The sequence below is a fragment of the Streptomyces sp. NPDC001532 genome (assembly GCF_040298625.1).
Taxonomy (GTDB): Bacteria; Actinomycetota; Actinomycetes; order Streptomycetales; family Streptomycetaceae; genus Streptomyces.
This window is the reverse complement of the sequence record NZ_JBEPAL010000047.1, coordinates 16323-40244: the sequence shown is the minus strand read 5'-3', so window position 1 is coordinate 40244 and position 23922 is coordinate 16323. Positions and strand designations below refer to the sequence as shown.

General features: G+C 72.8%; 19 protein-coding genes. 13 read left to right on the top strand and 6 right to left on the bottom strand.

Going from position 1 to position 23922, the window contains the following annotated elements; all coding sequences use genetic code 11:
- Window positions 1-22 precede the first annotated feature (22 nt).
- The 7 genes from acnA (at window position 23) to ABT232_RS31880 (ending at window position 8440) form a co-directional block, all read left to right on the top strand.
- Window positions 23-2740 carry an aconitate hydratase AcnA gene (gene acnA, locus ABT232_RS31910; protein ID WP_351846445.1) on the top strand — a complete coding sequence of 906 codons (2718 nt, stop codon included), beginning with the start codon at window positions 23-25 and terminating at the stop codon, window positions 2738-2740.
- Window positions 2741-3085: 345 nt separating this feature from the next.
- A complete protein-coding gene (locus ABT232_RS31905; protein WP_351846442.1) occupies window positions 3086-4645 on the top strand; it encodes a sensor histidine kinase in 1560 nt (519 codons plus the stop codon).
- Window positions 4642-5049 carry a roadblock/LC7 domain-containing protein gene (locus tag ABT232_RS31900; RefSeq protein ID WP_351846440.1) on the top strand — a complete coding sequence of 136 codons (408 nt, stop codon included), beginning with the start codon at window positions 4642-4644 and terminating at the stop codon, window positions 5047-5049. Before ABT232_RS31905 ends, ABT232_RS31900 begins: the two co-directional genes overlap by 4 nt.
- Window positions 5046-5393 carry a DUF742 domain-containing protein gene (locus ABT232_RS31895; protein ID WP_351846438.1) on the top strand — a complete coding sequence of 116 codons (348 nt, stop codon included), beginning with the start codon at window positions 5046-5048 and terminating at the stop codon, window positions 5391-5393. The genes ABT232_RS31900 and ABT232_RS31895 overlap by 4 nt, the downstream gene beginning before the upstream one ends.
- On the top strand, window positions 5374-5997 hold the full coding sequence (locus ABT232_RS31890; protein WP_450871943.1) for a GTP-binding protein: 624 nt from the start codon (window positions 5374-5376) through the stop codon (window positions 5995-5997). Before ABT232_RS31895 ends, ABT232_RS31890 begins: the two co-directional genes overlap by 20 nt.
- Window positions 5994-7211 (top strand): cytochrome P450, encoded by a 1218-nt coding sequence (locus tag ABT232_RS31885; RefSeq protein WP_351846435.1) that lies wholly within the window; start codon window positions 5994-5996, stop codon window positions 7209-7211. The genes ABT232_RS31890 and ABT232_RS31885 overlap by 4 nt, the downstream gene beginning before the upstream one ends.
- Window positions 7212-7213: 2 nt before the next feature.
- Window positions 7214-8440, top strand: coding sequence for a cytochrome P450 family protein (locus ABT232_RS31880; RefSeq protein ID WP_351846432.1), 1227 nt, complete (start codon window positions 7214-7216; stop codon window positions 8438-8440).
- On the opposite strand, the gene ABT232_RS31875 is transcribed toward ABT232_RS31880, so the two are convergent.
- A complete protein-coding gene (locus ABT232_RS31875) occupies window positions 8430-9101 on the bottom strand; it encodes a hypothetical protein (protein WP_351846429.1) in 672 nt (223 codons plus the stop codon). The two genes, ABT232_RS31880 and ABT232_RS31875, sit on opposite strands and share 11 nt — an antisense overlap.
- Window positions 9102-9523: 422 nt before the next feature.
- Here ABT232_RS31875 and ABT232_RS31870 point away from each other — a divergent pair, with 422 nt between their 5' ends.
- The 3 genes from ABT232_RS31870 to ABT232_RS31860 are packed head-to-tail and all read left to right on the top strand — an operon-like array spanning window position 9524 to window position 13175.
- Window positions 9524-10135 carry an NADPH-dependent FMN reductase gene (locus ABT232_RS31870; protein WP_351846426.1) on the top strand — a complete coding sequence of 204 codons (612 nt, stop codon included), beginning with the start codon at window positions 9524-9526 and terminating at the stop codon, window positions 10133-10135.
- Window positions 10136-10141: 6 nt separating this feature from the next.
- Entirely contained in the window at window positions 10142-11044 is a 903-nt protein-coding gene (locus ABT232_RS31865; RefSeq protein ID WP_351846423.1) for a thioesterase II family protein, read from the top strand.
- Entirely contained in the window at window positions 10980-13175 is a 2196-nt protein-coding gene (locus ABT232_RS31860; protein ID WP_351846500.1) for an ATP-binding protein, read from the top strand. The genes ABT232_RS31865 and ABT232_RS31860 overlap by 65 nt, the downstream gene beginning before the upstream one ends.
- A gap of 1236 nt (window positions 13176-14411) precedes the next feature.
- Here ABT232_RS31860 and ABT232_RS31855 read toward each other — a convergent pair.
- Together ABT232_RS31855 and ABT232_RS31850 are read right to left on the bottom strand one after the other, a co-directional pair.
- Complete coding sequence (locus ABT232_RS31855; RefSeq protein WP_351846421.1) at window positions 14412-16133, bottom strand: AfsR/SARP family transcriptional regulator; 1722 nt, start codon at window positions 16131-16133, stop codon at window positions 14412-14414.
- Between the two features lie 110 nt (window positions 16134-16243).
- The gene (locus ABT232_RS31850; RefSeq protein ID WP_351846419.1) at window positions 16244-17848 is read right to left on the bottom strand and encodes an aspartate aminotransferase family protein; all 1605 of its coding nucleotides are present in this window, start codon (window positions 17846-17848) and stop codon (window positions 16244-16246) included.
- A 194-nt stretch (window positions 17849-18042) separates the two neighbouring features.
- On the opposite strand from ABT232_RS31850, the gene ABT232_RS31845 reads away from it, so the two are divergent.
- Complete coding sequence (locus tag ABT232_RS31845; protein WP_351846416.1) at window positions 18043-18600, top strand: flavin reductase family protein; 558 nt, start codon at window positions 18043-18045, stop codon at window positions 18598-18600.
- A gap of 164 nt (window positions 18601-18764) precedes the next feature.
- Complete coding sequence (locus ABT232_RS31840; protein ID WP_351846414.1) at window positions 18765-19655, top strand: NAD(P)-dependent oxidoreductase; 891 nt, start codon at window positions 18765-18767, stop codon at window positions 19653-19655.
- A gap of 228 nt (window positions 19656-19883) precedes the next feature.
- Here the strand turns inward: ABT232_RS31840 and ABT232_RS31835 are convergent, their stop codons facing one another.
- On the bottom strand, window positions 19884-21059 hold the full coding sequence (locus ABT232_RS31835) for an acyl-CoA dehydrogenase family protein (protein ID WP_351846411.1): 1176 nt from the start codon (window positions 21057-21059) through the stop codon (window positions 19884-19886).
- A 249-nt stretch (window positions 21060-21308) separates the two neighbouring features.
- On the opposite strand from ABT232_RS31835, the gene ABT232_RS31830 reads away from it, so the two are divergent.
- On the top strand, window positions 21309-21890 hold the full coding sequence (locus ABT232_RS31830; RefSeq protein WP_351846408.1) for a maleylpyruvate isomerase N-terminal domain-containing protein: 582 nt from the start codon (window positions 21309-21311) through the stop codon (window positions 21888-21890).
- A gap of 72 nt (window positions 21891-21962) precedes the next feature.
- Here the strand turns inward: ABT232_RS31830 and ABT232_RS31825 are convergent, their stop codons facing one another.
- On the bottom strand, window positions 21963-22391 hold the full coding sequence (locus tag ABT232_RS31825; RefSeq protein WP_351846405.1) for a YybH family protein: 429 nt from the start codon (window positions 22389-22391) through the stop codon (window positions 21963-21965).
- Window positions 22392-22460: 69 nt separating this feature from the next.
- Window positions 22461-23891, bottom strand: a complete 1431-nt coding sequence (locus ABT232_RS31820) for a flavin monoamine oxidase family protein (protein ID WP_351846403.1) — start codon at window positions 23889-23891, stop codon at window positions 22461-22463.
- Window positions 23892-23922: the final 31 nt, after the last annotated feature.

Below are 23922 nucleotides of genomic sequence, written 5' to 3'. Positions count from 1 at the left end.
CACATCAATGAAGGAGACTGTCGTGTCGGCGAACAGCTTCGACGCCCGCAGCACGCTGCAGGTGGGCGACGAGTCGTACGAGATCTTCCGGCTTGACAAGGTCGAGGGCTCCGCCCGGCTGCCTTACAGCCTGAAGGTCCTGCTGGAGAACCTGCTCCGCACCGAGGACGGCGCGAACATCACCGCCGACCACATCCGTGCCCTCGGCGGCTGGGACTCCCAGGCCCAGCCGTCGCAGGAGATCCAGTTCACGCCGGCCCGCGTGATCATGCAGGACTTCACCGGTGTCCCGTGCGTCGTGGACCTCGCCACCATGCGCGAGGCCGTGAAGGAGCTGGGCGGCGACCCGGCGAAGGTCAACCCGCTCTCCCCGGCCGAGCTGGTCATCGACCACTCCGTCATCGCCGACAAGTTCGGCACCCACGACGCCTTCGCGCAGAACGTGGAGCTGGAGTACGGCCGCAACAAGGAGCGCTACCAGTTCCTGCGCTGGGGCCAGACCGCCTTCGACGACTTCAAGGTCGTCCCGCCCGGCACCGGCATCGTCCACCAGGTGAACATCGAGCACCTGGCCCGCACGGTCATGGTCCGAGGCGGCCAGGCCTACCCCGACACCCTCGTCGGCACCGACTCGCACACCACCATGGTCAACGGCCTCGGCGTCCTCGGCTGGGGCGTCGGCGGCATCGAGGCCGAGGCCGCGATGCTCGGCCAGCCGGTCTCCATGCTCATCCCGCGCGTCGTCGGCTTCAAGCTGACCGGCGAGCTGCCCACCGGCACCACCGCCACCGACCTGGTGCTCACCATCACCGAGATGCTGCGCAAGCACGGTGTGGTCGGCAAGTTCGTCGAGTTCTACGGTGAGGGCGTCGCCGCCACCTCCCTCGCGAACCGCGCCACCATCGGCAACATGTCGCCGGAGTTCGGCTCCACCGCCGCGATCTTCCCGATCGACGGCGAGACCATCAAGTACCTGAAGCAGACGGGCCGCTCCGAGCAGCAGCTCGCGCTGGTCGAGGCGTACGCCAAGGAGCAGGGCCTCTGGCTGGACCCGGCCGCCGAGCCGGACTTCTCCGAGAAGCTGGAGCTGGACCTGTCGACGGTCGTCCCGTCGATCGCCGGCCCGAAGCGCCCGCAGGACCGCATCGTCCTCGCGAACGCCGCCGAGCAGTTCAAGCAGGACGTCCGCAACTACGTCGACGCCGTCGACGAGGCCGGCCAGGAGTCCTTCCCGGCCTCCGACGCCCCGGCCGTCGCCCCGAACGGCGCCCCGTCCAACCCGGTCACCGTGACCGCCCCCGACGGCTCGACGTACGAGATCGACCACGGTGCGGTGACGGTCGCGGCCATCACCTCCTGCACCAACACCTCCAACCCGTACGTCATGGTCGCCGCGGCGCTCGTGGCGAAGAAGGCGGTCGAGAAGGGCCTGACCCGCAAGCCGTGGGTCAAGACCACCCTCGCCCCGGGTTCGAAGGTCGTCACCGACTACTTCGACAAGGCGGGCCTGACGCCGTACCTCGACAAGGTCGGCTTCAACCTCGTCGGCTACGGCTGCACCACCTGCATCGGCAACTCCGGCCCGCTGCCGGAGGAGGTCTCCAAGGCCGTCAACGACCACGACCTCGCGGTCACCTCGGTCCTCTCCGGCAACCGGAACTTCGAGGGCCGGATCAACCCCGACGTCAAGATGAACTACCTGGCGTCCCCGCCGCTGGTCGTGGCCTACGCGATCGCCGGCTCCATGAAGGTGGACATCACCAAGGACGCCCTGGGCACCGACCAGGACGGCAAGCCGGTCTACCTGAAGGACATCTGGCCCTCCGAGGCCGAGGTCAACGACGTCGTCGCCAGCGCCATCGGCGAGGACATGTTCTCCAAGTCCTACAGCGACGTCTTCGCCGGCGACGCCCAGTGGCAGGCGCTGCCGATCCCGACCGGCAACACCTTCGAGTGGGACGCGGAGTCGACGTACGTCCGCAAGCCCCCGTACTTCGAGGGCATGACGATGGAGACCACCCCGGTCTCCGACATCACGGGCGCCCGCGTCCTCGCCAAGCTGGGCGACTCGGTCACCACCGACCACATCTCCCCGGCCGGCGCCATCAAGGCCGACACCCCGGCCGGCAAGTACCTCACGGAGCACGGCGTCGAGCGCCGCGACTTCAACAGCTACGGCTCGCGCCGCGGCAACCACGAGGTCATGATCCGCGGCACGTTCGCCAACATCCGCCTGCGCAACCAGATCGCGCCGGGCACCGAGGGCGGCTACACCCGCGACTTCACCCAGGACGGCGGTCCGGTGTCGTTCATCTACGACGCCTCCCGCAACTACATCGAGCAGGGCATCCCGCTGGTCGTCCTGGCCGGCAAGGAGTACGGCTCCGGCTCGTCCCGCGACTGGGCCGCCAAGGGCACCGCGCTGCTCGGCGTCAAGGCCGTCATCGCCGAGTCCTACGAGCGCATCCACCGCTCCAACCTCATCGGCATGGGCGTCCTGCCGCTCCAGTTCCCGGAGGGCGCCTCGGCCCAGTCCCTCGGCCTGACCGGCGAGGAGACCTTCTCCTTCACCGGTGTCGAGGAGCTGAACAACGGCACCACGCCGCGCACGGTCAAGGTCACCACCGACACCGGTGTGGAGTTCGACGCGGTCGTCCGCATCGACACCCCCGGCGAGGCGGACTACTACCGCAACGGCGGCATCATGCAGTACGTGCTGCGCAGCCTGATCCGCAAGTAAGCGGAACGCCAGAGCGGTCGAGGGCCGCATCCCCGTTCCCGGGGGTGCGGCCCTTCGCCGTGCGCCGACCGTTTACAACCGTCCCGGTGGGCGTTAGCTTCCAGGGCGGGGCAGGGTGGGAGCGCTCCCAAGCGGGCGGACCGGAACCCGTCCATGGGCCGCTCCCGCCCTGCCTGTCCGTCGTGTTCACCACATCGCCAAATGATGCACGTGACCCTTGTCATTTCGATCACTAACTCTCGTATAGTTACGGTCGGTTGATCACGTGAACACTCGACTACGCGCACGTTCCCCCCTGGACGACATCGAGGCCGCACTCGAAGCGGCTGCCCGAGGACCTGATTGATGACCGCGCAAGCCAGTCCCGGCGACCGCCCCCGGATACGACCCCTGCTCCTCATCGCCCTGGCGGCCGCCGCCGCGTCGGCGCTCGCCGTCGGCTGGGCGGTGTCCGAGGCACCGGCCTCCGCGCGCGGTGCCGTCGGCTGGGTCGGCGGCGTCGCCGCCGTCCTGCTGTGCGCGGCCGTCACGGTCGCCGCGCACGGACTCCGCTCCGCCAAGGAGACCCGGGCCCGGCTGCACTCGGTGAGCACCGAGACCGGACGCCTGCTGGGCGAACGGGAGGCGCTCACCGCCAAGTGGCGCCAGGAGCACCAGCGGCTGACGGAGAGCGCCGCGCACGACCGCGCCCTGCTGCTCGACGAGTTCGCCCGTGAGCGGGACCGGCTCGCCCAGCAGCACCAGGCCGACCGCAACCGGCTGGAGCAGGAGGTGCGGCGCCTGTCCGGACAGGTCGAGCGCGCCGTCGCCGACCGCGCCGCGGCGATCTCCGCGACCGCCAACGCCGCCGCCCGGATGCAGGCGCTCGCCACCGGCACCCTCGCGGACCTGCGGGCCATGGAGGAACGGCACAGCGACGAGGACGTCCTCGCCGACCTGCTGCACCTGGACCACCGCACCGCGCAGGCCGGCCGCCTCGCCGACTCCATCGCCGTGCTCTCCGGCGCCCGCTCCGGCCGCCGTTGGGCGCGCCCCATCGGCATGGAGTCCATCCTGCGCGGCGCGATGGGCCGGATCAGCGGCTACCAGCGCATCCGGCTGCACGCCGCCAGCAGCACGGCGGTCGTCGGGCACGCCGCCGAAGGCGTCATGCACGCCCTCGCCGAGATCCTCGACAACGCCGCCAACTTCTCGCCGCCCAGCGCCGAAGTGCACGTCTACGTCGAAGAGGTCCCGGCGGGCGTCATCGTCTCCGTCGAGGACAGCGGCCTGGTCATGAGCGACATCCAGCTGCGCCGCGCGGAGCAGGCCGTCTCCGGCGGCGCGACGGAGCTGGGCGGCCTCACCGGAACCCGGCTGGGCCTCGCCGTGGTGGGCCGACTGGCCCGCAAGCACGGCCTGAAGGTCTCCTTCCGGCCCTCGGCGCGCGGCGGCACCGGCGTCCTGGTCCTCATCCCGCAGGACATCCTCACCGAGGCGCCCGCCGAACCGCGGCCCGTCCGGGACGCTTCGCCGCGCCCGGTCCGCGCGGCGCACCCCGCCCCGGCCGCCTCCGACGCCCCGGCCGCCCCGGTCCACGAGCGGAGCGAGGCGGAGGCGCCCGGCCGGGCCTTTGGCGGGCTGCCCAAGCGCCGCCGCGGCCACACGCTCGCCGCCGCGGAGCGGACGCGCACCACCTCCCGCGCCGACGCTCCCCGCGTCGACGCGGCCGAGGACCTCAAGGTCCGGGCCGCGCGCTTCGGCGACTTCCGCCGGGCGGTCCGCTCCGCGGAGTCCGGCTCCGAGACGACCGGCCGCCACCCGCTGCCGGAGCCGCCCGACGATCCCGAGGCGCGCACCCGTTCCACCGACACGGCACTCGACGTACCGACCCCCTCGCACCCGGAAGGCGACACCACCTCATGACCGGCACGACCACCGTCGACGAGAAGCTCACCTGGCTCATCGAAGGGCTCCTGGAGCGCACGCCGGGCGCGCGACACGCCCTCGTGCTCTCCCGCGACGGGCTCAAGCTGTGCCGCACGCCGGAACTGACGGTCGACCAGGCGGACCAGCTCGCCGCGATCGCCGCCGGGATCCAGTCGCTGTCGCACGGTGCCTCCATGGAGTTCGGCGACGGCAGCGGCGGAGTGCGCTCGTCGATGACGGAGTTCTACGGCGGCACCCTGTTCATCGTCGAGGCCGGTGAAGGCGCCCACCTCGCCGTCGTCACCACCGAGGAAGCCGAGCCGGGCCTGGTCGGGCACAACATGAGCGAGCTGGTGGAGCAGCTGGGCGAGCACCTGACCGCCCAGCCGCGCACCTCATGAGGCGGCCCGGCAGGGACGACGCTCCCGACCGTCTGTACACGCTGACCGGGGGCCGCAGCCGCTCCGGGCCGGACAGTCCGTTCGACCTGGTCACCCTGGTGGTGGCGGAGAGCGACCCGGCTCCCGGCATGCAGTCGGAGCACGCGGCGATCCTGCGGATGGCCCAGCTGCCCATCGCCGTGGTGGAGGTCGCCGCGGAGCTGGGGCTGCCGGTGAGCATCACCAAGATCCTGCTGTCCGACCTCCTCGCCGCGGGGCGGGTCAGCGCCCGCCACCCCCGCACATCCGCCCTTCCCGATCCCGACATCCTGGAGCAGGTGCTCGTTGGACTCCGCAGCCTCTGACGCGCGCACCCCGCTGGGTGCCTCCGCCGACAACGGTCTGAAGATCGTCGTCGTGGGCGGTTTCGGCGTCGGAAAGACGACCATGGTCCGGTCGGTCAGCGAGATCCGTCCCCTCAACACCGAGGAGACGATGACCCGGGCCGGCGAGACGGTCGACGACATCAGCGAGGTGCGCGGGAAGACCGCGACCACCGTGGCGTTCGACTTCGGCCGGATCACCCTCGACCGGCGCAACGTGCTGTACCTGTTCGGGGCGCCGGGGCAGGAGCGCTTCTGGTTCCTGTGGGACCGGCTGTTCTCCGGCACGCTCGGCGCGGTCGTCCTGGTCGACGCCCGCCGTATCGAGGACTCCTGGTACGCGATCGACCGGCTGGAGCGGCACGGCACGCCGTTCATCGTGGCCTGCAACGACTTCGGCGGCCCCCGCCACACCCACGAGGAGGTCCGGGACGCCCTCGACCTCGACCCCGAGGTGCCGCTCGTCGACTGCGACGCCCGCTCCCGTGAATCCAGCAAGCAGGTCCTGATCACCTTGGTCGAGCACATCCAGCGGCACCTCGGCGAACGGACCGCCCCCGCCTCGTCCTTCCGGGAGACCGTGTGACCACCGAAGCCGTTCCGCTCAGCGGCTCCCGCTTCCAGACCGAACCGGCCCAGCTGTACCGCGAGATGCGCCGCGACCACGGCCCCGTCGCCCCCGTCCTGCTGGACGGCGACGTACCGGCCTGGCTCGTGCTCGGCTACCGCGAACTGCACCAGGTGACCGGCGACCCGGTCCTCTTCAGCCGTGACTCGGGCCTGTGGAACCAGTGGGACACCATCCCCGACGACTGGCCCCTGCTGCCGATGATCGGCCGCGACCAGCCGTCCGTCCTCTACACCGTCGGCGAACGCCACCACCAGCGCGCCGGCATGATCGGCAAGGCCCTGGAGGCGGTCGAGCCGTCGCTGCTGCGCCGGCACTCCGAGCGGTTCGCCGACGAGCTGATCGACGCCGTCTGCACCACCGGCACGGCGGACCTCGTCGGGCAGTACGCGATGCTGCTGCCGGTGCGGGTGCTGGCCAAGCTGTACGGCTTCTCCGACGAGGAGGGCCCCGGCCTCGTCACCGCGCTCAACGACATGATCGACGGACGGGAGCGGGCCCTCGACGGCCAGCGCCACCTCGCCGGGTCCATGGCCGAGCTGGTGGCCAAGCGCGCCGCGGTGCCCGCCGACGACGTCGTCTCCCGGATGCTGGCCGACCCCGGCGGGTTCACCGAGGAGGAGGTCATGCAGGACCTCATGGTCATGACCGCCGCGGGACACCAGCCGACCGCCGACTGGATCGGCAACTCGCTGCGCCTGATGCTCACCGACGACCGTTTCGCGGCCTCCCTGTTCGGCGGGCGCCACAGTGTCGCCGAGGCCATGAACGAGGTGCTCTGGGAGGACACGCCGACGCAGAACGTGGCCGGCCGCTGGGCGTCGCGCGACACCCATCTCGCCGGCCGCCACATCCGCGCCGGCGACCTGCTGCTGCTCGGCCTCCAGGCCGCCAACGCCGACCCGCAGGTGCGCACCGACGCCTCCGCGCTCACCGGAGGCAACAGCGCGCACTTCTCGTTCGGCCACGGGGACCACCGGTGCCCGTTCCCCGCGCAGGAGATCGCCGAGGTGATCGCCCGGACGGCCATCGAGGTCGTCCTCGACCGGCTGCCCGACATCGACCTGGCGGTCCCGGCCGAGTCCCTGACCCGTCGTCCCTCGCCGTGGCTGCGCGGACTGACGGAGCTGCCCGTGCGGTTCACACCCACCCCTGCTCTGGGAGGCAACTGACCATGACGTCCGCCACCGAAGAAGTGCGGATCCCCCTGGACCCCTTCGTCACCGACCTGGACGGCGAGAGCGCCAAGCTGCGCGCTGCGGGACCGCTCGCGGCGGTCGAGCTGCCCGGCGGGGTCCCCGTGTGGGCCGTCACCCGGCACGCCGAGGCCAAGGCCCTGCTGACGGACCCGCGGCTGGTCAAGGACATCAACCGGTGGAGTGCCTGGCAGCGCGGTGAGATCCCGGCGGACTGGCCGCTGATCGGCCTGGTGAACCCGGGCCGTTCGATGCTGACCGTGGACGGCGCCGACCACCGGCGGATGCGCACGCTCGTCGCCCAGGCCCTCACCCCGCGGCGCGTGGAGGAGATGCGCGCCCGCATCACCGAGCTCACCGAGCGGCTGCTGGACGCGCTGCCCGCGGACGCGGACGTCGTCGACCTCAAGGCGGCGTTCGCCTACCCGCTGCCGATGTACGTGGTGGCCGACCTCATGGGCATCGACGAGGACCGGCTGCCGCGGCTGAAGGTGCTGTTCGAGAAGTTCTTCTCGACCCAGACCCCGCCGGACGAGGTCGTCGCCACCCTGATGGAACTCGCCGGGATCATGGCCGAGACGGTCGCGGCGAAGCGGGCCGCCCCGGGCGACGATCTGACCAGCGCGCTCGTGCTGGCCTCCGAGGACGGCGACCGGCTGACCGACGAGGAGATCGTCTCCACCCTGCAGCTGATGGTGGCGGCCGGGCACGAGACCACCATCTCCCTCATCGTCAACGCCGTCGTCAACCTGTCCACGCACCCCGAGCAGCGGGCCCTGGTGCTCTCCGGCGAGGTGCCGTGGTCGGCGGTGATCGAGGAGACCCTGCGCTGGTCCACCCCGACCTCGCACGTCCTGATCCGGTTCGCCACCGAGGACGTCCCGGTCGGCGACAAGGTGATCCCCGCCGGGGACGCGCTCATCGTGTCGTACGGCGCGATAGGCCGCGACGAGCTGGCGCACGGGCCGACGGCCGGCGACTTCGACATCACCCGCGAGACGCGGACCCGGCACATCTCCTTCGGCCACGGCCCGCACGTGTGCCCCGGAGCGGCGCTCTCCCGGCTGGAGGCGGGCGTCGCCCTGCCCGCGCTCTACGCCCGCTTCCCGCGGCTCGACCTCGCGGTGCCGGCGTCGGCCCTGCGCAACAAGCCGGTGGTCACCCAGAACGACCTGTTCGAGCTGCCGGTCCGGCTCACCGCCTGACGTCGGCGCACTCGACCTCCGGCGACGCCCCGTACGGCTCGGTCTCCGTACGCCCGCCGGAGGTCGAGCCCGCCAGGCACAGCTGACCGTCCATCAGCCGCAGGTCCACGATGAATTCCACCCGGTCCCCGGACGATCGCGGCCCGTCGACGCTCGCCTCCGGGTAGCCGAGGCCGCGCAGCCGCTCGGCGACCTGCGCGGGCCGCGGCTCGGACAGCTCCCGCAGTGTCTCGGCGATCCGGCGCGCGTGCACGTCGGCCTCGCACTTCTCCGCCGGGGCGAGCTCCACCTCCCGGCTGGGGTCCACCGGGGTGCCGCTGGGCGGCTCGTCCGTGGGCAGGGGCGGGGCGGCGGGCTCGGGCGGGGCGGAGCCGGACTGCCGTGCCGCCTCCAGTTCCGCCAGTTCGCGCGCCTCCTCCTCCGGCAGCGTGGGCATCGGCGGCTCGCCCACGCACGGCTCGGCGAGGTCGATGAGCAGCCGCATGTACTCCAGCAGCTCCGCGTCGCCGGAGGCGGCCCCTTCGTCCGCCGGGGACTCGGCCCCGGCCCTCGCGGCCGGGCGGGCACGGGTGCCGTCGTCGTCCGCCGCCCGCTCGGTGCCGCACGCGCTCATGGCCAGGGCGCAGAGCGCGGCCAGTGCCGCGCCGGAAAGTCTTCTCATGCCCCGAAGTCTGGCCGGGCCCGGCGGACCGGACATGAGTAGCGCTACCTAGGGCGCGGCCGCGCCTACTCACGTCGGGTCCGCCGCCGCGGCCGGCGACTCCGCCTCCGGCGGCGCCCCTTGCGATCCGGCGGCGCCCCTTGCGATCCGGCACCGGCCGGTGCGCCGGGTGACCGGCCGTGCCCCGGCGCATATGCGGACGGAGCCTGACGGGACGGCGTGCGCCGGCGGCCGGGAGACGACCGCCGCCGTCGTGTCGCCGCAGGCCGGACCACGGCGCCGTCAGCGGGACACCGGCACCGTAAGCGGCGTCCCGGGGCCATAAGCGGAACCGTAAGGAGACCCGAGGGGGATCCGAAGGTGCGTGCCGCACAGTGGGAAGCGTGCGTGGGAACGGCGGGGTGGGGCCGAGGGGGCTTGTGATGAATGGCGAGGACCGGCTGCGGCTGGTGATCCTGGTCGGCGCGGCGCGGGAGAGCCGCTTCGGACTGGCGGCGGCCGAATGGCTCGCCGTCCAGGCCCGGCTCCAGAAGGACTTCGAGGTCGACGTCATCGACCTCGCCACCGCCTGGCTCCCGGACCTGATGACCGCCGACCCCGTCGTGCCGCGGCCCTCCGCGGTGCGGGACCTCTCGCCGTGGCTCGCCGCCGCGGACGCCTTCGCCGTGGTGACCCAGGACTACCGCCTGGGCTGTCCGGCTTCCCTCAGGAACGCCATCGACTGGTACGACCGCGAATGGCACGCCAAGCCCGTCGGCTTCCTCAGCTACGGCGAGGCGTCGGGCGGACTGGGCGCCATCGTCCAGCTGCGGCAGGCCTTCGCCGAGATCCACGCCATGACGGTCACCGAGACCGTCAGTTTCCACCACCACGAGAAGCGCTGGGGCCCCGAGGGCCAACTGCTCGACTCGGCGGTCTGCCAGGCGCAGGCCACCGCCATGCTCGGACGGCTCGGCTGGTGGGCCCGGGCCCTGCGGCGCGCCCGCGCCATCGAGCCCTACGAGGATCCGGCCCACGTGTACGCGGAGGAGTGACAGCACATGGACACCAGGTGGTTCCGGCGGTTCGGTGAGCCGCTGGCCGAGGCGCCCCGGTTGCTCTGTTTCCCGCACGCCGGCGGAGCGGCCAGCGCCTACGCGCCGATGGCCCGCCGACTGTCCCCGGAGGTCGACGTGGTGGCCGTCCAGTATCCGGGCCGCCAGGACCGTCGCAACGAGGCGCCGGCCGACGGCATCCTCGACCTCGCCACCCGGATAGCCGACGGGATGGACCTCGACGACCCGAGGCCCTTCGCCTTCTTCGGCCACAGCATGGGAGCCCTCGTCGCCTTCGAGACCGCGCGCGTCCTGCACAGCCGGTCCGCCCAGGCTCCCGTCCGTCTCTTCCTGTCCGGGCGCGGGGCGCCCGGACCCGACCACAACCCGCACGACCGGCTCGTGGACGACGCGGCCATCCTCGCCGCGGTCCGGAACCTCGGAGGCACCGACGCCTCGTTCCTGGACGATCCCGAGCTGCGGGACATGGTGCTCCCGACGCTGCGCGCCGACTACGGAGCACTGGCCGGGTACCGCTGGACCGCGGGCCCCGCGCTGAACAGCCCCCTCACCGTGCTCGTGGGCGACTCCGACCCGGTCGTACCGGTCGCGTCGGTGGACGGCTGGGCACGACAGACGCGACAGGACAACGAGGTCCTGGTCCTCGCCGGGGGGCACTTCTATCTGAGCGAGCGGCTGGACGAGGTGCACGCGATCGTCACCAGCCGCTTGACGACACTGAGTGGGGGAAGCAGTGGAATTCCGGATCTTGGGCCCGTTGGAAGCGTCGGCGGGCGGACGGAAGCTGGCGCTGGGCGGACACAAGCAGCGAGCGGTGCTGGGGATGCTGCTGCTGCGCGCGAACCGGGTCGTCGCGACCAGCGAACTGCTGGCAGCGCTGTGGCCTGAGGACAACCGGCCCACGACGGCCCGCAAGATCGTGCAGAACGCGGTGTGGGGTCTGCGCGCGCTGTTCGCCGAGGACAACGGGGGCCAGCACCCGGCCGCACCCGCCCTCGTCACCCAGGCCCCCGGCTACGTCCTGCGCGTGGACCCCGAGCACGTCGATCTGCACCGCTTCAACCAGCGGGTGGCGGAAGGCCGGGCCTGCCTCTCCGCCGGCCGCCACGAGGAGGCCGCCGGTCTGCTGCGCGCCGCCCTCGACGAATGGCACGGCACCGCGCTCGCCGACCTCGCCGAGACGGGCACCGACTGGCCCGAGCTGACCGCTCTGAGCCAGCTGCGCCTCGACGTCATGGAGGACCGCTTCGAGGCCGAGCTGCGCAGCGGCCGGCACCACGAGATCCTCGGCGAACTGGTCTCCCTCGCCGAGGAGGAGCCGCTGCGCGAACGGCTCTGCGGCCAGCTCATGCTCGCGCTGTACCGGTGCGGCCGGCAGGCCGAGGCGCTGGACGTCTTCAGCCGGGTCCGCCGGTCCCTCGTCGACGAGCACGGACTGGAACCGTCGCGCGAACTCCAGTCGCTCCAGCAGAACATCCTCACCCACGACCTGTCCCTGACGCCCAGGGCCGCCGCCGCGCCGGAGCGCGAAGCGCCCCGGCACAGCCCGGTCCCGCCGCCCGAGCGGCCCGCCGACCGGCCGGCCGCGTTCGACCGGGCGGCCGCGGCGGCCGCGTTCGAGCGGGCGCCGGAGCGGCGGCCGGGCGACCGGTCCGGTGTGTTCGAGCGGGCGCCGGAGCGGCGGCCCGCCGGCCTTCCCGCGCACCGCCTGACGACCGATGCGCCGCAGGCGGGCGCCCCACGCGGACGGGCGGCCGAACCGGTCCTGCGCACCGAGCGCAGGACGGTCGCGCTGCTGCTGGTGCGCAACCGCTTCCCCGATCAGGCCACGGCCTTCGCCGAACTGCGCTCGTCCGTCACCCTGCACGACGCCGTCACCGCCGTCGCCGAGAGCGTCGTCGAACTCGGCGGCACCCTCGCCGGATCGCTCGGCTACGTCTCGATGGCGGTGTTCGGGCTGGACGACGACGGGAGCGACGCCTCCTTCGACGCGGTGCTGGCGGCCATCGAGCTGCGCGCCCGGCTGAGCCAGGTGCCCGGACCGACCTGGCACGCGGTCGTCTCCGCCGGCGAGGTGCTGGTCCGCCGGGACACGCAGGGCGAACCCACGTCCGTGTCCGTCGTCGGGCGGCTGGTCGACGAGGCGCGCTCGCTGCTCGCCGGCGTCCCCGCCGGGGAGATCCAGCTCACCGGCGACGCCGTGCGCGACACCGCCGGACTCGTCCGGCAGGCCCCGCACGAGCGGCCCGGCGTGCGTGTGGTGGCCGGACTGCGGTCCGACGACGACGCCGCGCTGCCCGCCCCGCCCGGCGGCCACGGTGCCGAACGCGCGGTGCTGAAGGGCCTGATGGACCGCACCCGCCGGCATGACGTGCCGCACCTGGTGACCATCCTGGGCGAACAGGGCACCGGCAAGACGCGCTTCCTCACCGATTTCGTCCGCGACATCCAGGGCGGGGCGGCGCGCGTGGTACGCGTGCGGGCCGACCGGGGCGCCTGGTGGACCGTGCCCGACCTGCTGCGGCTGTGCTGCGGGCTGGGCGCCGCCGACGCGGAGAGCGACCGGCTCGCCGAGGTCGTCCGCAGGGTCGCCGGCCGCGGCACGACCGCCGAACGGCTGCTGCGGCAGATCCGCGCGGCTCAGGAGTGCGGCGCCGAGGACGGCGACGCGGACCGCAAGGAGCGCGAGGCGCTGGAGAGCTGGCGCGAACTGCTGGTGCTGCTCGCCCGGGAACAGCCGCTGGTGCTGTGCGTCGACGACGCCCACCTCGCCGAGGACGCCGTGCTGGACCTGCTGGAGTGGCTGGCCTCCGAACCGCAGGACGCGCCCCTGTTCATGGTCGCGTGCGCCCGGCCGGCCCTGCTGGAACGGCGGCCCTTCTGGGGCGCCGGACTGCGCCACACCGGAACCCTCACCCTGGAGGGCATGCCCGGCCCGACCGACCACGCGCTCGGCGCGGGCTGGGTACGCGAACCCGCCGTCCATCAGCCGTCGGGCGGGCATACGTCGGGGCGGTGAGCGCCGGCACCGTGGGTGGAGCGCCGGGCGGGCCCATGACCGGGTGGTCAGCGGCCGGCACGGGAACGGTCGGTGCGGCGCCGGGCGGCCGGTGAGTGGCCGGCGCCGCGGCCGTGGCGCCGGTGGGCAGACGACCGGGCGGTGAGTGGCCTGCACCGGTACCGCGGGCGCGGTGCCGGGCGTGCGCATGACCGGGCGGTCAGCGGCCGGTACGGGTATCGCGGGTGCGGTGCCGGGCGGGCCAGGTTGGTCGCCCGGTTGCGCGGGCGGTGACGGCGAAGGAGGGGAGAGGGCCGGGTCACGGAGGGCGCGCCGTACGGCGGCCGACGGGACCGGGCCCGGAGGGTGGGAGGAGCGGCGTGTCGGGGGACCGGGCCCGGAGGGTGGGAGGAGCGGAGTGTCGGGGGACCGGGCCCGGAGGGTGGGAGGAGCGGAGTGCTGGGGGACCGGGCCCCGAGGTCGGAGGAGCGGGAGTGGGAGGTCCGGATCCTCGAACGCCAAGACTCCGCCTGCCGGACGGGAGAACCCGCGCCGGCCGAGAAGCCCCGCGACGGGGAGGGGCCACCGGGCGGGCCCGGGACCTGAGGACCCCAGCGGGGGCGAGGCACCGCAGGGGACGGAAAGCCCCGCGCCGGCCGAGATGTCCCGCGCCCGGGGAGGGACCACCGGGCGGATCCCGCTCCGGAAGCCCTCACCGGAGGCGAGGACCCGCAGGGGACGGAAAAGCCCTGCACCGGCCAAGAAGTCCCGCGCCGGCGAGGAGCCATCGGGCGAACCCCGGACCGGAGGGCTCCACCGGGGCCGAGGCCCCGCGCAGGGGACGGAAAGCCCGCTGCGCGCGGCGAGTTCGAGCGGCTGCCGGCACCGGCCGAGACGTCCCGCGCCGAGGGAAGGGCCACCGGACGGATCCCCGAACCGGAAGACCCGACCCGACGCGAGGACCCGCGGCGGACGGAAGGACCCGCGCCGAGCGTGAAGGCCGACCAGTCCGGACCCTGCGAACGCGCAGCCCACCAGGCGGACGGATGCCCATCCGAGAAGACCCCCGCCGGGAGGCACCTTCCCCCGGCGCGGGCCCTCTCCGTCGGCGTGCTGCTCCCGTCCGATGGGTCCTTCCGGGCGGCATGTCGCTCTTGGCCGGTGGGGCCTTCCCGGCGGGAGCACCACGCCGCCCGGTCCGACTCGGTCCTACCGGTGGTGAGGTGCTGCCGGTGCCAAAGGCCGCGCGGTGATCGCTCAGCGGGGGGAGTGGGGGAGTGCGCCGGAGCGGGTGGGGTCGCCGCCCGGGCCCGGTTCGGTGGCGAGGACCTGCCAGCGGGCGGGGGCGGTGGCCACCCGGCGGTAGTCGAAGCGGTGCTGGGTCGCGCGGCGCGTGACGTCGCACACGTGGACCTCGCCCGCCGGGGTGCGGCCCAGCATCGCCTCGCACTGGTCGACGAGGTCGCCGCCGGTCCACGGCCGGCCGGTGCCCGGTGCCGGTGCGGGCGATCGGTACACCAGGGCCGTGCCGGTGGCGACCGCGGCGTGCACGGACAGGCCCTGGACCAGCGGGGTGGGCGGGCCGAGCGGGGAGCCGGGGGTGGTGAGGAAGTCCCGGACGGCCAGCGCGGCCCGGATGGCGCGCTCGGCGCCGTCCTGAGGCGCATGCGGGTCTCCCACGAACAGCCCGAGCAGCACGGAGCCGATCGAGGTCGCCACCATGCCGCCCGCCTCGGTGACCTCCTCCCGCGCGAACTCGCACACGCTGTCGAGGACGCGGTCGACGTCGTCGGCTGACATGCCGTCGTACGAACCGGTGCCGAAGCCGATCCGCAGCATCAGCACACTGCCGGGCCGTTGGCTCTCCGTGCCGGTCTGCTCGATGTGCCCGCCCCTCTCGGCCTCGGCGCGCGCGGCGATGCCCGCGGGCGTGGACGGTGCGGTGGGTGCGGCCGCCGGGCGGGGCCGGGTGCCGGCGGTGTCCGGGGCGGCAGCCGGCCCCGCCGAAGCGTGGGCGTCGTGTCCGGCCGGGGCGTGGGCGTCGTGTCCGGACCGGGTCGGGGCCGCGGGTCTCGCCCGGTCGTGGTGCTCGTCGGCGGGGCCTCCGGGCCCGGCGGCGCGTGGCACGGGCCGCGTCGGGCGGCCGTCGGCACGGCCCGGCACGGCCGGGGTGGTGGCGGGGGGCAGGGGGCGGTCGGTGCGCGGCCGGGCGAGGAGGTCCAGCTGGGGGTCCTGGGCGAGGATGGAGCGCTGGAGCTGCTGGATGCCCCGGCCGGGTTCGAGCCCGAGGCCCTCGACGAGGGCGGCGTGGATACGGGTGTACACGCCGAGCGCGTCGGCCTGGCGCCCGCACCGGTACAGCGCCAGCATCAGCTGCTGCGCGGCGCGCTCGCGGAGCGGTTCGGCGCGGACGAACCCGTCCAGGTCCCGCAGTATGGACTGGTGTTCGCCGCATTGGAGTTCGACTTCGAAGCAGTCCTCCATCACGTCGAGCCGCTTCTGCTCCAGAGCCAACAGCTCCGGCCACTCCAGCCCCACCTCGGCCAGATCCGCGAGCGCCGGCCCGCGCCACAGGGCCAGCGACTCGCGCAGCGCGCCCCGGGCCCGCTCCGCGTCACCGGCCGACAGGGCCGCCCGGCCCTGCGCCGCCAGCCGCTGGAACCGCAGCAGGTCCACGCGTTCGGCGGGCACCCGCACCATGTATCCCGGCGCCCGGGTCAGCAGCTGCGCCGTGTCCGGTTCGTCGTCCGGCACGGTCAGCGACCGGCGCAGCCGCCACACCGCGTTCTGAAGGATCTTGCGCGCGGTGCCGGGCACCTGGTCGGCCGGCCACAGCGCCGCCGTCAGCTGCCGCGCGGACACCACCTGGTTGGCGTGCAGCAGCAGATAGGCCAGGGCCGCGCGCTGCCGTGTGCCGCCGAGCCGGACCGGTCCGGCCGTACTTCCCACTTCGAGTGGTCCCAGCAGTCGGAACTCCATGTGTCTCCCCCGTCGTCCGCGCCGGCGGCCAACGCGCGCCGGCGGTGCTGTGCGGGCCGGATGGCCCCAGGTGGGACAACGTCCGGCCGCGCACGTTTGTTCTCGCCGGGTCAGCCGGTGGCCGCTCCCGCCAGTCGCGCGCCATCACCGTCGCGCAGCAGCTCGCAGATGTCCCGCAGGCCGGCCCCCAGCCGGGCGATCTCCTCGTCGGCCAGCTCGATCGACGGCTCGAACCGCAGGGTGTTGACCGCGCTGGCCGTCGGGAAGGTCCGCACCCGGTGCTCGCGCAGCAGATGACCGGCCAGGAAGTACCCGAACAGGCCTGATCCGGCCAGCCCGCGCACCGCCTCCGACGCCGCGTCCGACTGGTCCTGGAACTCCAGGCCCAGCATCAGCCCCTTGCCGCGGACCTCCTTGACCTGCTCGGGGAAGTCGTCGCGGACCGACTCCAGCATGGCCCGCAGGGCCGCGCCGCGTTCCTCGGCCCGGCGGTAGGCGGCCCCGCCGTCGGCCTCCAGCAGCTCCAGGACCTTCAGCGCGATCGTGCAGGAGAAGCTGTCCTTGGCGAAGGTCGAGCTGTGCACGATCTCGAACTCCCGCCGGTAGCGGGCCTCGCGCACCAGCATCACCGAGGTCTTGGCGATGCCGCCGCCGAGCGTCTTGGCCAGCGTGTAGTAGTCGCCGCGCAGGCCCACCTGCGACGAGGCCAGCAGGGTGCCGGTGCGGCCCATGCCGCTCTGGATCTCGTCGACGACGACCGGGCAGTCGATCTCCTCGCAGAAGCGCTGGATCGCCTCGGCGAACTCCGCGGTCAGCACGTGGATGCCGCCCTCGCCCTGGACGGGCTCCAGCAGGAAGGCGCAGAACACCGGGAACTCCCGCTCCACGACGTCCACCTGCTTGCCGGCGACGGTGAGTTCGAAGACGACACCGCGGTCGCGTTCGTGGATCTCCTTCAGCGCCTCGGGCCGGTCCCACGGCACGAAGCGCGCCTGCGCGGCCAGTGACCGGAACGGGGTGCGGTACGCCTCGTTGTGGGTCAGCTGCACACTCGTGCCGAGCTTGCCGTGGAAGCCGCCCTCCAGGGCGAGGAACAGCGGCGGGCGCTCCAGCTGAGCGGTGTTGTGCTCCGCGAGCCGGCGCTCCAGCTCGGCGAGCGCCGCGGCCGGTCCCTCCGCGGCGCCGACGCCGAACCGTCGCAGCACCCGGTCGGCGACGACGGCGCCGTCGCCGGCGACGGCGTCCCGCGCCGAGCGCGCGGACCGCTCCAGCTCCTCGCCGAGCGCGGCGATGCGCATGCCCCGGTCCATCTCGGCGTGCTTGACGGCCGCTTCGACGGCCTCGGCGCCGGTGTTGGCGAAGATGGCGAAGTAGGGCTCGTCGGTGCCGAGTTCGCGGTGGACGATGCGGTTCAGCTCGGACGCGAGGCGGTTGGCGTAGGGGTGGCGGGAGAACTGGGCGTGCACGGGGGTCCCGGCCTCCAGCAGCTCCCGGGCGCAGCGGACGATCTCCGGATGGTTGTGGCCGAGCAGCACCGACCCGTAGCCGCCGGCGAAATCGGTGATCGCGATCTCGCCACCGTCCGCACCGCGCTGGTACAGCGTGTTCCCTTTGGAGCGCACGTACTCGACGGCCAGACCGGCCATGCCCAGGACTTCGCGGAGATACGGTTCGGCGAGTTCCGGCCCTTCGGCCGCGGAGTTGTTGGTGTCCATGAGCACAGATTGCGCCATTCGGGTCAACGGCCGGTCATTGCCAGCTCATAAGCACCGCACAGGCGGGCGGGAGCAGGCGATTACCGGCCGATGAGGAGCCTTCGAAAACGTGGCGGTACGTTGACGAACGCGGGCCCTGGTTCGCCAACGGCAGGGCCTGAGCGTGCCCCGCGAAAAGGATCGGAGAATACGGAATGAATTCCGCGCCCGCTGACCTCGACGCAGTCACCGCGGTCCCCAGCCCGCCAGCCCACGACGCGGTGACCCCCGCGGTGCTGCGATCCGTGATGTCGCGGTTCGCCACCGGAGTCACCGTGATCACCGTGGGCGGCGAGCACCTGCACGCGATGACCGCCAACGCCTTCAGTTCGGTGTCCCTGGAACCGCCGTCGGTGCTGTGCAGTGTGGGGCACAGTGCGGTGATGCACGGGGCCCTGACCTCGGCGGGCCGGTTCGCCGTCAACATACTCGACGTCGGACAGGAACCGCTGGCCCGGCACTTCGCCGACAAGAACCGCACCCTGGGCGCCGCCCAGTTCGACGGCGTCCCGTGGACGCCGGGCGAGCGGACGGGCGCCCCGCTGCTGGGCGGCTCGCTGGCCTGGCTGGAATGCGAACTCACCGCCGCGCACGAGTTCGGTGACCACACCATCTTCATCGGCACCGTGATCGGAGCGGGCCAGTTCACCGAGGGCCGTGGACTGCTGTTCGTCGACGGCCGATTCGGCCGCCCCGAATTGTCCGCGCGCTGACCCGCGGCCTCCCGGAGGCCGGGAAAAGGCGGCAAGGCGATCCGATGACCCGTTCATGACCGCGATGAGATCGGCGAATGCCGTGACCGTGAACTGTTCGTTCCCCGCCCCTGCTTTCATGGCACGTCTGTAAAAGCACCACGGAGTGGGAATTGGAGTTGTACATGACCGGCAATGACCGTTCACCGGTGACCGTCATCGGCCTCGGGCTGATGGGCCAGGCGCTGGCCTCCGCCTTCCTGAAGGGTGGTCACCCGACCACCGTCTGGAACAGGTCCGCCGACAAGGCGGCGGACCTGGTCGCCGGGGGAGCCGTGCTCGCCGGCAGCCCGGACGAGGCGGTCACGGCCGCCGAGCTGATCGTGGTCTGTGTGTCCGACGACGACGCGCTGCACGCCGTACTGGACCCGGTGGCCGAGAAGCTGCGCGGCCGCGTGGTGGCCAACCTGACCTCCGGCTCCTCGGACCAGGCGCGGGCCAACGCCGCGTGGTCCGCGGAGCGGGGTTTCGGCTACCTCGACGGCGCCATCATGACCGTACCGGCCGGCGTCGGGGCCCCGGAGTCGGTGTTCTTCTACGCCGGCCCCAAGGAGGCCTACGACCGCAACGCAGAAGCGCTGGCCCTGCTCGGCGGCGGCACCACCTACCTCGGTGAGAACCACGCCCTGGCGCCGCTGTACGACGTGGCGCTGCTCGGCACGATGTGGGGGACGCTCAACAGCTTCCTGCACGGTGCCGCGCTGCTCGCCACGGCGGACGTCAAGGCGTCGGAGTTCCTGCCCTGGGCGACCAAGTGGGTGGACGCCGTCAAGATGTTCGCCACGGACTACGCCGGGCAGATCGACGCCGGTGACGGCGCCTACCCCGCCCGGGACGCGACCATGGAGGTGCACGCCGGTGCGCTGAAGCACCTGCTGCACGAGAGCGAGTCGCAGGGCGTCAACGCCGAACTGCCGCGGTTCGTCGACGGGCTGATGCAGCGCACCATCGCCGCGGGCTTCGGCAAGAACAGCTACGCCAGCATGATCGAGCTGTTCCGCACCCCGGAGAAGTAGTGAAGTAGACGAGCCACCCGAATACCGAAGGGCCCGGACCGGTTCCCCCGCCGCTCCGGGCCCTTCGTGTGTGTCGTCCGCCGGCCCTGTGCATCTACCCGCACCTGCGCCTCCGTGCGGAGACGGCGGCGGCGGCCCGCACGACCTCGTCGGTCGCGCGGGCCGCCGCCGGCCGGGGGCCGCCGCACCGGCCCCCTCACACAGAGGTCGGTGGGGTGCGAGCGGGCCTCACAGGAAGTACGTGCCGGGTTCCAGACCCATCAGCACCCGGCCCTGCACCTCCAGGTTGGCGCCCAGCTGCACCAGGGCGTGCAGCGAGAAGCCCTGGATGTCGCGGTGGAAGCGCTGGAGGTCCACGTCGGAGCGGATCACCGAACCGCCGCTGGCCGCGTACAGCGTCTCGACCGCCTCCTTGGCCAGCTGGCCCGCGTAGGCCGTCTGGCCGCGGATGACGGCCTTCTCCGCGTCGGTCGGCTGCTCGCCCGCGTCGGCCGCCCGCTGGAGCACCTCCAGCCAGCGCTCCGACAGGGCACGCGCCGCCTCGATCTTGTTGGCGGCGATCGCCAGCTGCTGCTGGGTGGGCGGGTGTTCGCGCTGGTCCGTCCAGTCCGTGTAGGTGATGCCGCGGCCCGGCACCCGCTCCAGGAACAGCTCGTACGCGCCCTCGGCGATGCCGACGAGGGTCGCGGCCACGCTGGACAGGATGTAGCCGAGCAGCCCGTAGTTGCGGCCGGTCGCACCGGTGTTGGAGCGGTCACCGGTCGCGCTGACCATGGCCTCCTCCAGCGGCACGGTGCGGTGCGCCGGCACGAACAGGTCGGCGGCCTTCACCGTGCCGCTGCCGGTGCCCGCGCCGGACGTGACGTGCCAGTCGTCCTCCAGGGTCAGCTCGGCCGTCGGCACCAGCGCGACCAGCTCCTGGTGAGTCCCGTCCGGCTGCTCCACCAGCGCGGCCAGCAGGTCCCAGTCGGCCCCGCGGACACCGGAGTTGTACCGCCAGGTGCCGTCCAGCCGGTACCCGCCGTCGACCGGCTTGAGCGTGCCGCTCGGCGCGAACACGATCGACACCCGCGTCGAACCGGAGGCGAAGACCTCCTCCTGCGCCCGGTCGGGGTAGAGGCTGACCGCCCAGGCGCTGGTCAGCCACACCATCGTCAGCCAGCCGGTCGACGGGCAGCCGCGGGCGACCTCGGAGATGATCCGCGCCTGCTGCGCGGCGTCCAGGTCGAGACCGCCGTACGTCCTGGGCACCGCGGAGCGGAAGACCCCGGCCTTCTCCAGGAGCTGAATGTTCTCCTCGACGATCCAGCGCCGCTGCTCGCTCTCCTGCCCGTTGCGGCGCAGCGTCGGCACGGCGGCACGCACGCCGTCGAGCACGGAGGCGAGTTCTTCTTCGGTGGCCATCGGACTTCTCCTCGTCGCACGGGATTCAAAACGGCGCGGGTCACGCTGTGCGTTCACGCTATGCCGGATGATTCGCGGAACGGAAAACCCGTGATCTCATCCCGGTAATGCGTGCGGAACCCGACGGGAGCCTGCCGGGACCGCGGCGAGGACAGCCGATTACCCGTCGATTACCGATCGATTGCCGCCGGATTGACGGGCGGTGGGCGGGCTTTTCGGCGGCCCGGATCCGTCTGGCACTATGAGCGCATGAATGAGCCTTGGGACGCCCTTGTTTCCGCCGCCGCCGAGGACAGCGCGGCACTTATCGAGAAATGCGCCGGGGACTGGTCCCGGCCCGCCGGTGAACTGACCTGGAGCTGTACGCAGACCGTCGACCACCTCTCCCAGGCGGTGTACGGCTACGCGGCGCTGCTCATCGCCCGGCCGACCGACCGCTATGTGGCGCTGCGGGTCGCCATGGACCCCTCGGCACCCGCCGACGAGATCGCGGAGAGCGTCCGGATCGGCGCCACCCTGCTCGCCCAGACCGTGCGCACCACGGACCCCGCGGCCCAGGCGTGGCACCCCTGGGGTCCGGGCGACGCCAGCGCGTTCGCCGCCGCCGGCGTCCTGGAACTCCTCGTGCACAGCCGGGACATCGCCCAGGGCTTCGGCATCGAGGCCACCGCCCCGGACGACGAACTGTGCGCACCCGTTGTCGACCGCCTGTTCCCCGGGGCGCCGAGCGGCCACCGGCCCGCCGACACCCTCCTGTGGTGCGCGGGCCGGATCGCGCTGCCCGGACTGCCCCGGCGGACGGACTGGCGCTGGTACGGCGAGACGCGCTGACCGGCCGCCGCCGGACACACGAACGCCCCCCGGGCCGGCCCGGGGGGCGTTCGCATGCCGCGTACGGCGTGGTTACTCGGCGGCCACCAGGCCCGTCGAGGCCACCGGCCGGTCGATGGCCATCATCCAGCGGCCGTCCTCGACACGGCGCAGCACATCGGTGCAGACGCCCTCCAGGTGGACCGGCTCGCCGTCCTTGCCCACGGTGTCGATGCTGTACCGGACGCCGACCAGGGCCACGTCGCCGGCCACGTACGAGTGCGTCAGCTCCGCCTTCAGCGAGGGCTTCGCGGCCAGGAACTCCTTGAACCACGCCAGCCGCGCCGCCCCGGTGAGGGGTTCGCCGGAGAAGTTGGAGATGGCGTCCTCGCGGTAGAGGCTGTCGAATATCGCCCCGTCGCCGGTGTTGAACGCCTGGAGGAAGACCTCGTTCTGGGTGTCCGGGTCGTCGGTGAGGTCAGGGTTGTTCGGGTCGAAGTCGGTGCTGAAGTCGTAGGCCATGGTGAACCGGCCCGCCTCTCTGTGAAGGATGACTGGGACGTGCAGGGTCGTGGGACTCGAAACGCTCGGTCACTCCAGGCCGAGGGTCTGCCGGGCGGCGCGCAGACCCGACTCGACCGCCCCGTCCAGGAAGCCCGACCAGCCGTTCGCCACGTCACCGCTCGCGAAGGCGACACGGCCGCTGGTGTTGTGGATGGACGGGTACAGCGAGGTGAGCTGGCCCGGCTTGCGGAAGGCCCAGCCGCCGCGCGCGTAGGGGTCACGGCCCCAGTCGTGCGCCCGCACCTCGATGATGTCCAGCTCGGCGCCCAGCTGCCGGACAGCACTGGTGACCTGGGCCTTGTCGGCGGGGTTGAGGGTCGGGTCGGTGCTGAAGGCCACGTACAGCAGGCCCTGGCTCGTCTCCTTGAAGGGCATGAGCATGGGGATCGGCGAACCGCCCTCGGCGCCCTGTGCGGAGAACTTCCCGGCGCCGGCCTTCGCGTGGATGAACATCTTGTACGCGTTCGGCACCGCGATGCCCTGGGAGCCGGCCGTGGTGTGCGCCGCCGGCAGCGACGGGGAGAACTTGATGGTGGGCCAGACGTTGACCGGTACGGCCACGACCACGTTGGTCGCGCTGTAGCGCACCCCCGACTTCAGCGTCACGTACACCAGCGAACCGGTGTCGGTGACCGACGCGACCGGGGAGTTCAGCCGCAGCACCGGCTTGGCCTCGGCCAGCATGGCGTTGAGCAGCCCGGACGTGCCGTTCGCCATGCGCCAGCGCTGGGTGTCGGCCCAGCCCTGGTTGCTCCAGCCCGCCAGCGACCACCAGTGCGACAGCATGGTGAGCGCGCCCTGCGTGCTGGACCCGCCCGAGTAGATCGCCGTCTGCCCGTTGACCAGCAGCTCCTCCTCGGCGGTGAGGCCGAGCTGGTTGAGCCGGTCGCGCAGCGACAGCCGGTCCAGGCTCGCCAGGAGGTCCGACCGGTACAGCGGCTCGAAGGGCCGCTCGAAGTACTGGCGCGACCCGTCGAAGAGCCGCTCCAGCACCGCGCCCGTGCGGTTGAAGGCGTCCTCCGGGGTGAACTCCTTCGGACCGGAGGGCGTCGGCAGGAGGACCCGGTCCACCGGGTGCTCCTCCGCCAGGGCGATGTTGTACCGCTTCAGTTCGGCGGCGATGTGCGGCTGGGTGGTCTCCACCCAGGTGCCGCCCATCTCCACCTGGTGACCTCCGAAGGTGTCGACGTAGGTGCGGCCGCCGATGCGGCCGCGCGCCTCCAGGAGCAGCACCCGCTTGCCGCGAGCCCGCAGTTCACGGGTGGCGGTGATCCCCGCGAATCCCGCTCCGATCACGATGACGTCGTACGGCCCCTCCTCGGCCGCCCGCGCCGGGGCGGCGGCGAGCACGGGGGCCGCCGCCAGAGCAGCCGAGCCGCCGATCGCCTTGAGCAGGGTCCGGCGCGAGGGGCGCCGCGACGTCGTGGCCTTGGCGGTGGTGTCGTTTAGGTGTCTCATGTCTTCCACAAGGATGTTTGGTGCGCGTCTG

Coding starts and splice junctions, on each gene's coding strand:
- ABT232_RS31905 (WP_351846442.1), top strand. CDS start 3,086: ATGACCGCGCAAGCCAGTCCCGGCGACCGCCCCCGGATACGACCCCTG.
- ABT232_RS31900 (WP_351846440.1), top strand. CDS start 4,642: ATGACCGGCACGACCACCGTCGACGAGAAGCTCACCTGGCTCATCGAA.
- ABT232_RS31895 (WP_351846438.1), top strand. CDS start 5,046: ATGAGGCGGCCCGGCAGGGACGACGCTCCCGACCGTCTGTACACGCTG.
- ABT232_RS31880 (WP_351846432.1), top strand. CDS start 7,214: ATGACGTCCGCCACCGAAGAAGTGCGGATCCCCCTGGACCCCTTCGTC.
- ABT232_RS31875 (WP_351846429.1), bottom strand. CDS start 9,101: ATGAGAAGACTTTCCGGCGCGGCACTGGCCGCGCTCTGCGCCCTGGCC.
- ABT232_RS31870 (WP_351846426.1), top strand. CDS start 9,524: ATGAATGGCGAGGACCGGCTGCGGCTGGTGATCCTGGTCGGCGCGGCG.
- ABT232_RS31865 (WP_351846423.1), top strand. CDS start 10,142: ATGGACACCAGGTGGTTCCGGCGGTTCGGTGAGCCGCTGGCCGAGGCG.
- ABT232_RS31860 (WP_351846500.1), top strand. CDS start 10,980: ATGCTGCTGCTGCGCGCGAACCGGGTCGTCGCGACCAGCGAACTGCTG.
- ABT232_RS31855 (WP_351846421.1), bottom strand. CDS start 16,133: ATGGAGTTCCGACTGCTGGGACCACTCGAAGTGGGAAGTACGGCCGGA.
- ABT232_RS31850 (WP_351846419.1), bottom strand. CDS start 17,848: ATGGACACCAACAACTCCGCGGCCGAAGGGCCGGAACTCGCCGAACCG.
- ABT232_RS31845 (WP_351846416.1), top strand. CDS start 18,043: ATGAATTCCGCGCCCGCTGACCTCGACGCAGTCACCGCGGTCCCCAGC.
- ABT232_RS31840 (WP_351846414.1), top strand. CDS start 18,765: ATGACCGGCAATGACCGTTCACCGGTGACCGTCATCGGCCTCGGGCTG.
- ABT232_RS31835 (WP_351846411.1), bottom strand. CDS start 21,059: ATGGCCACCGAAGAAGAACTCGCCTCCGTGCTCGACGGCGTGCGTGCC.
- ABT232_RS31830 (WP_351846408.1), top strand. CDS start 21,309: ATGAATGAGCCTTGGGACGCCCTTGTTTCCGCCGCCGCCGAGGACAGC.
- ABT232_RS31825 (WP_351846405.1), bottom strand. CDS start 22,391: ATGGCCTACGACTTCAGCACCGACTTCGACCCGAACAACCCTGACCTC.
- ABT232_RS31820 (WP_351846403.1), bottom strand. CDS start 23,891: ATGAGACACCTAAACGACACCACCGCCAAGGCCACGACGTCGCGGCGC.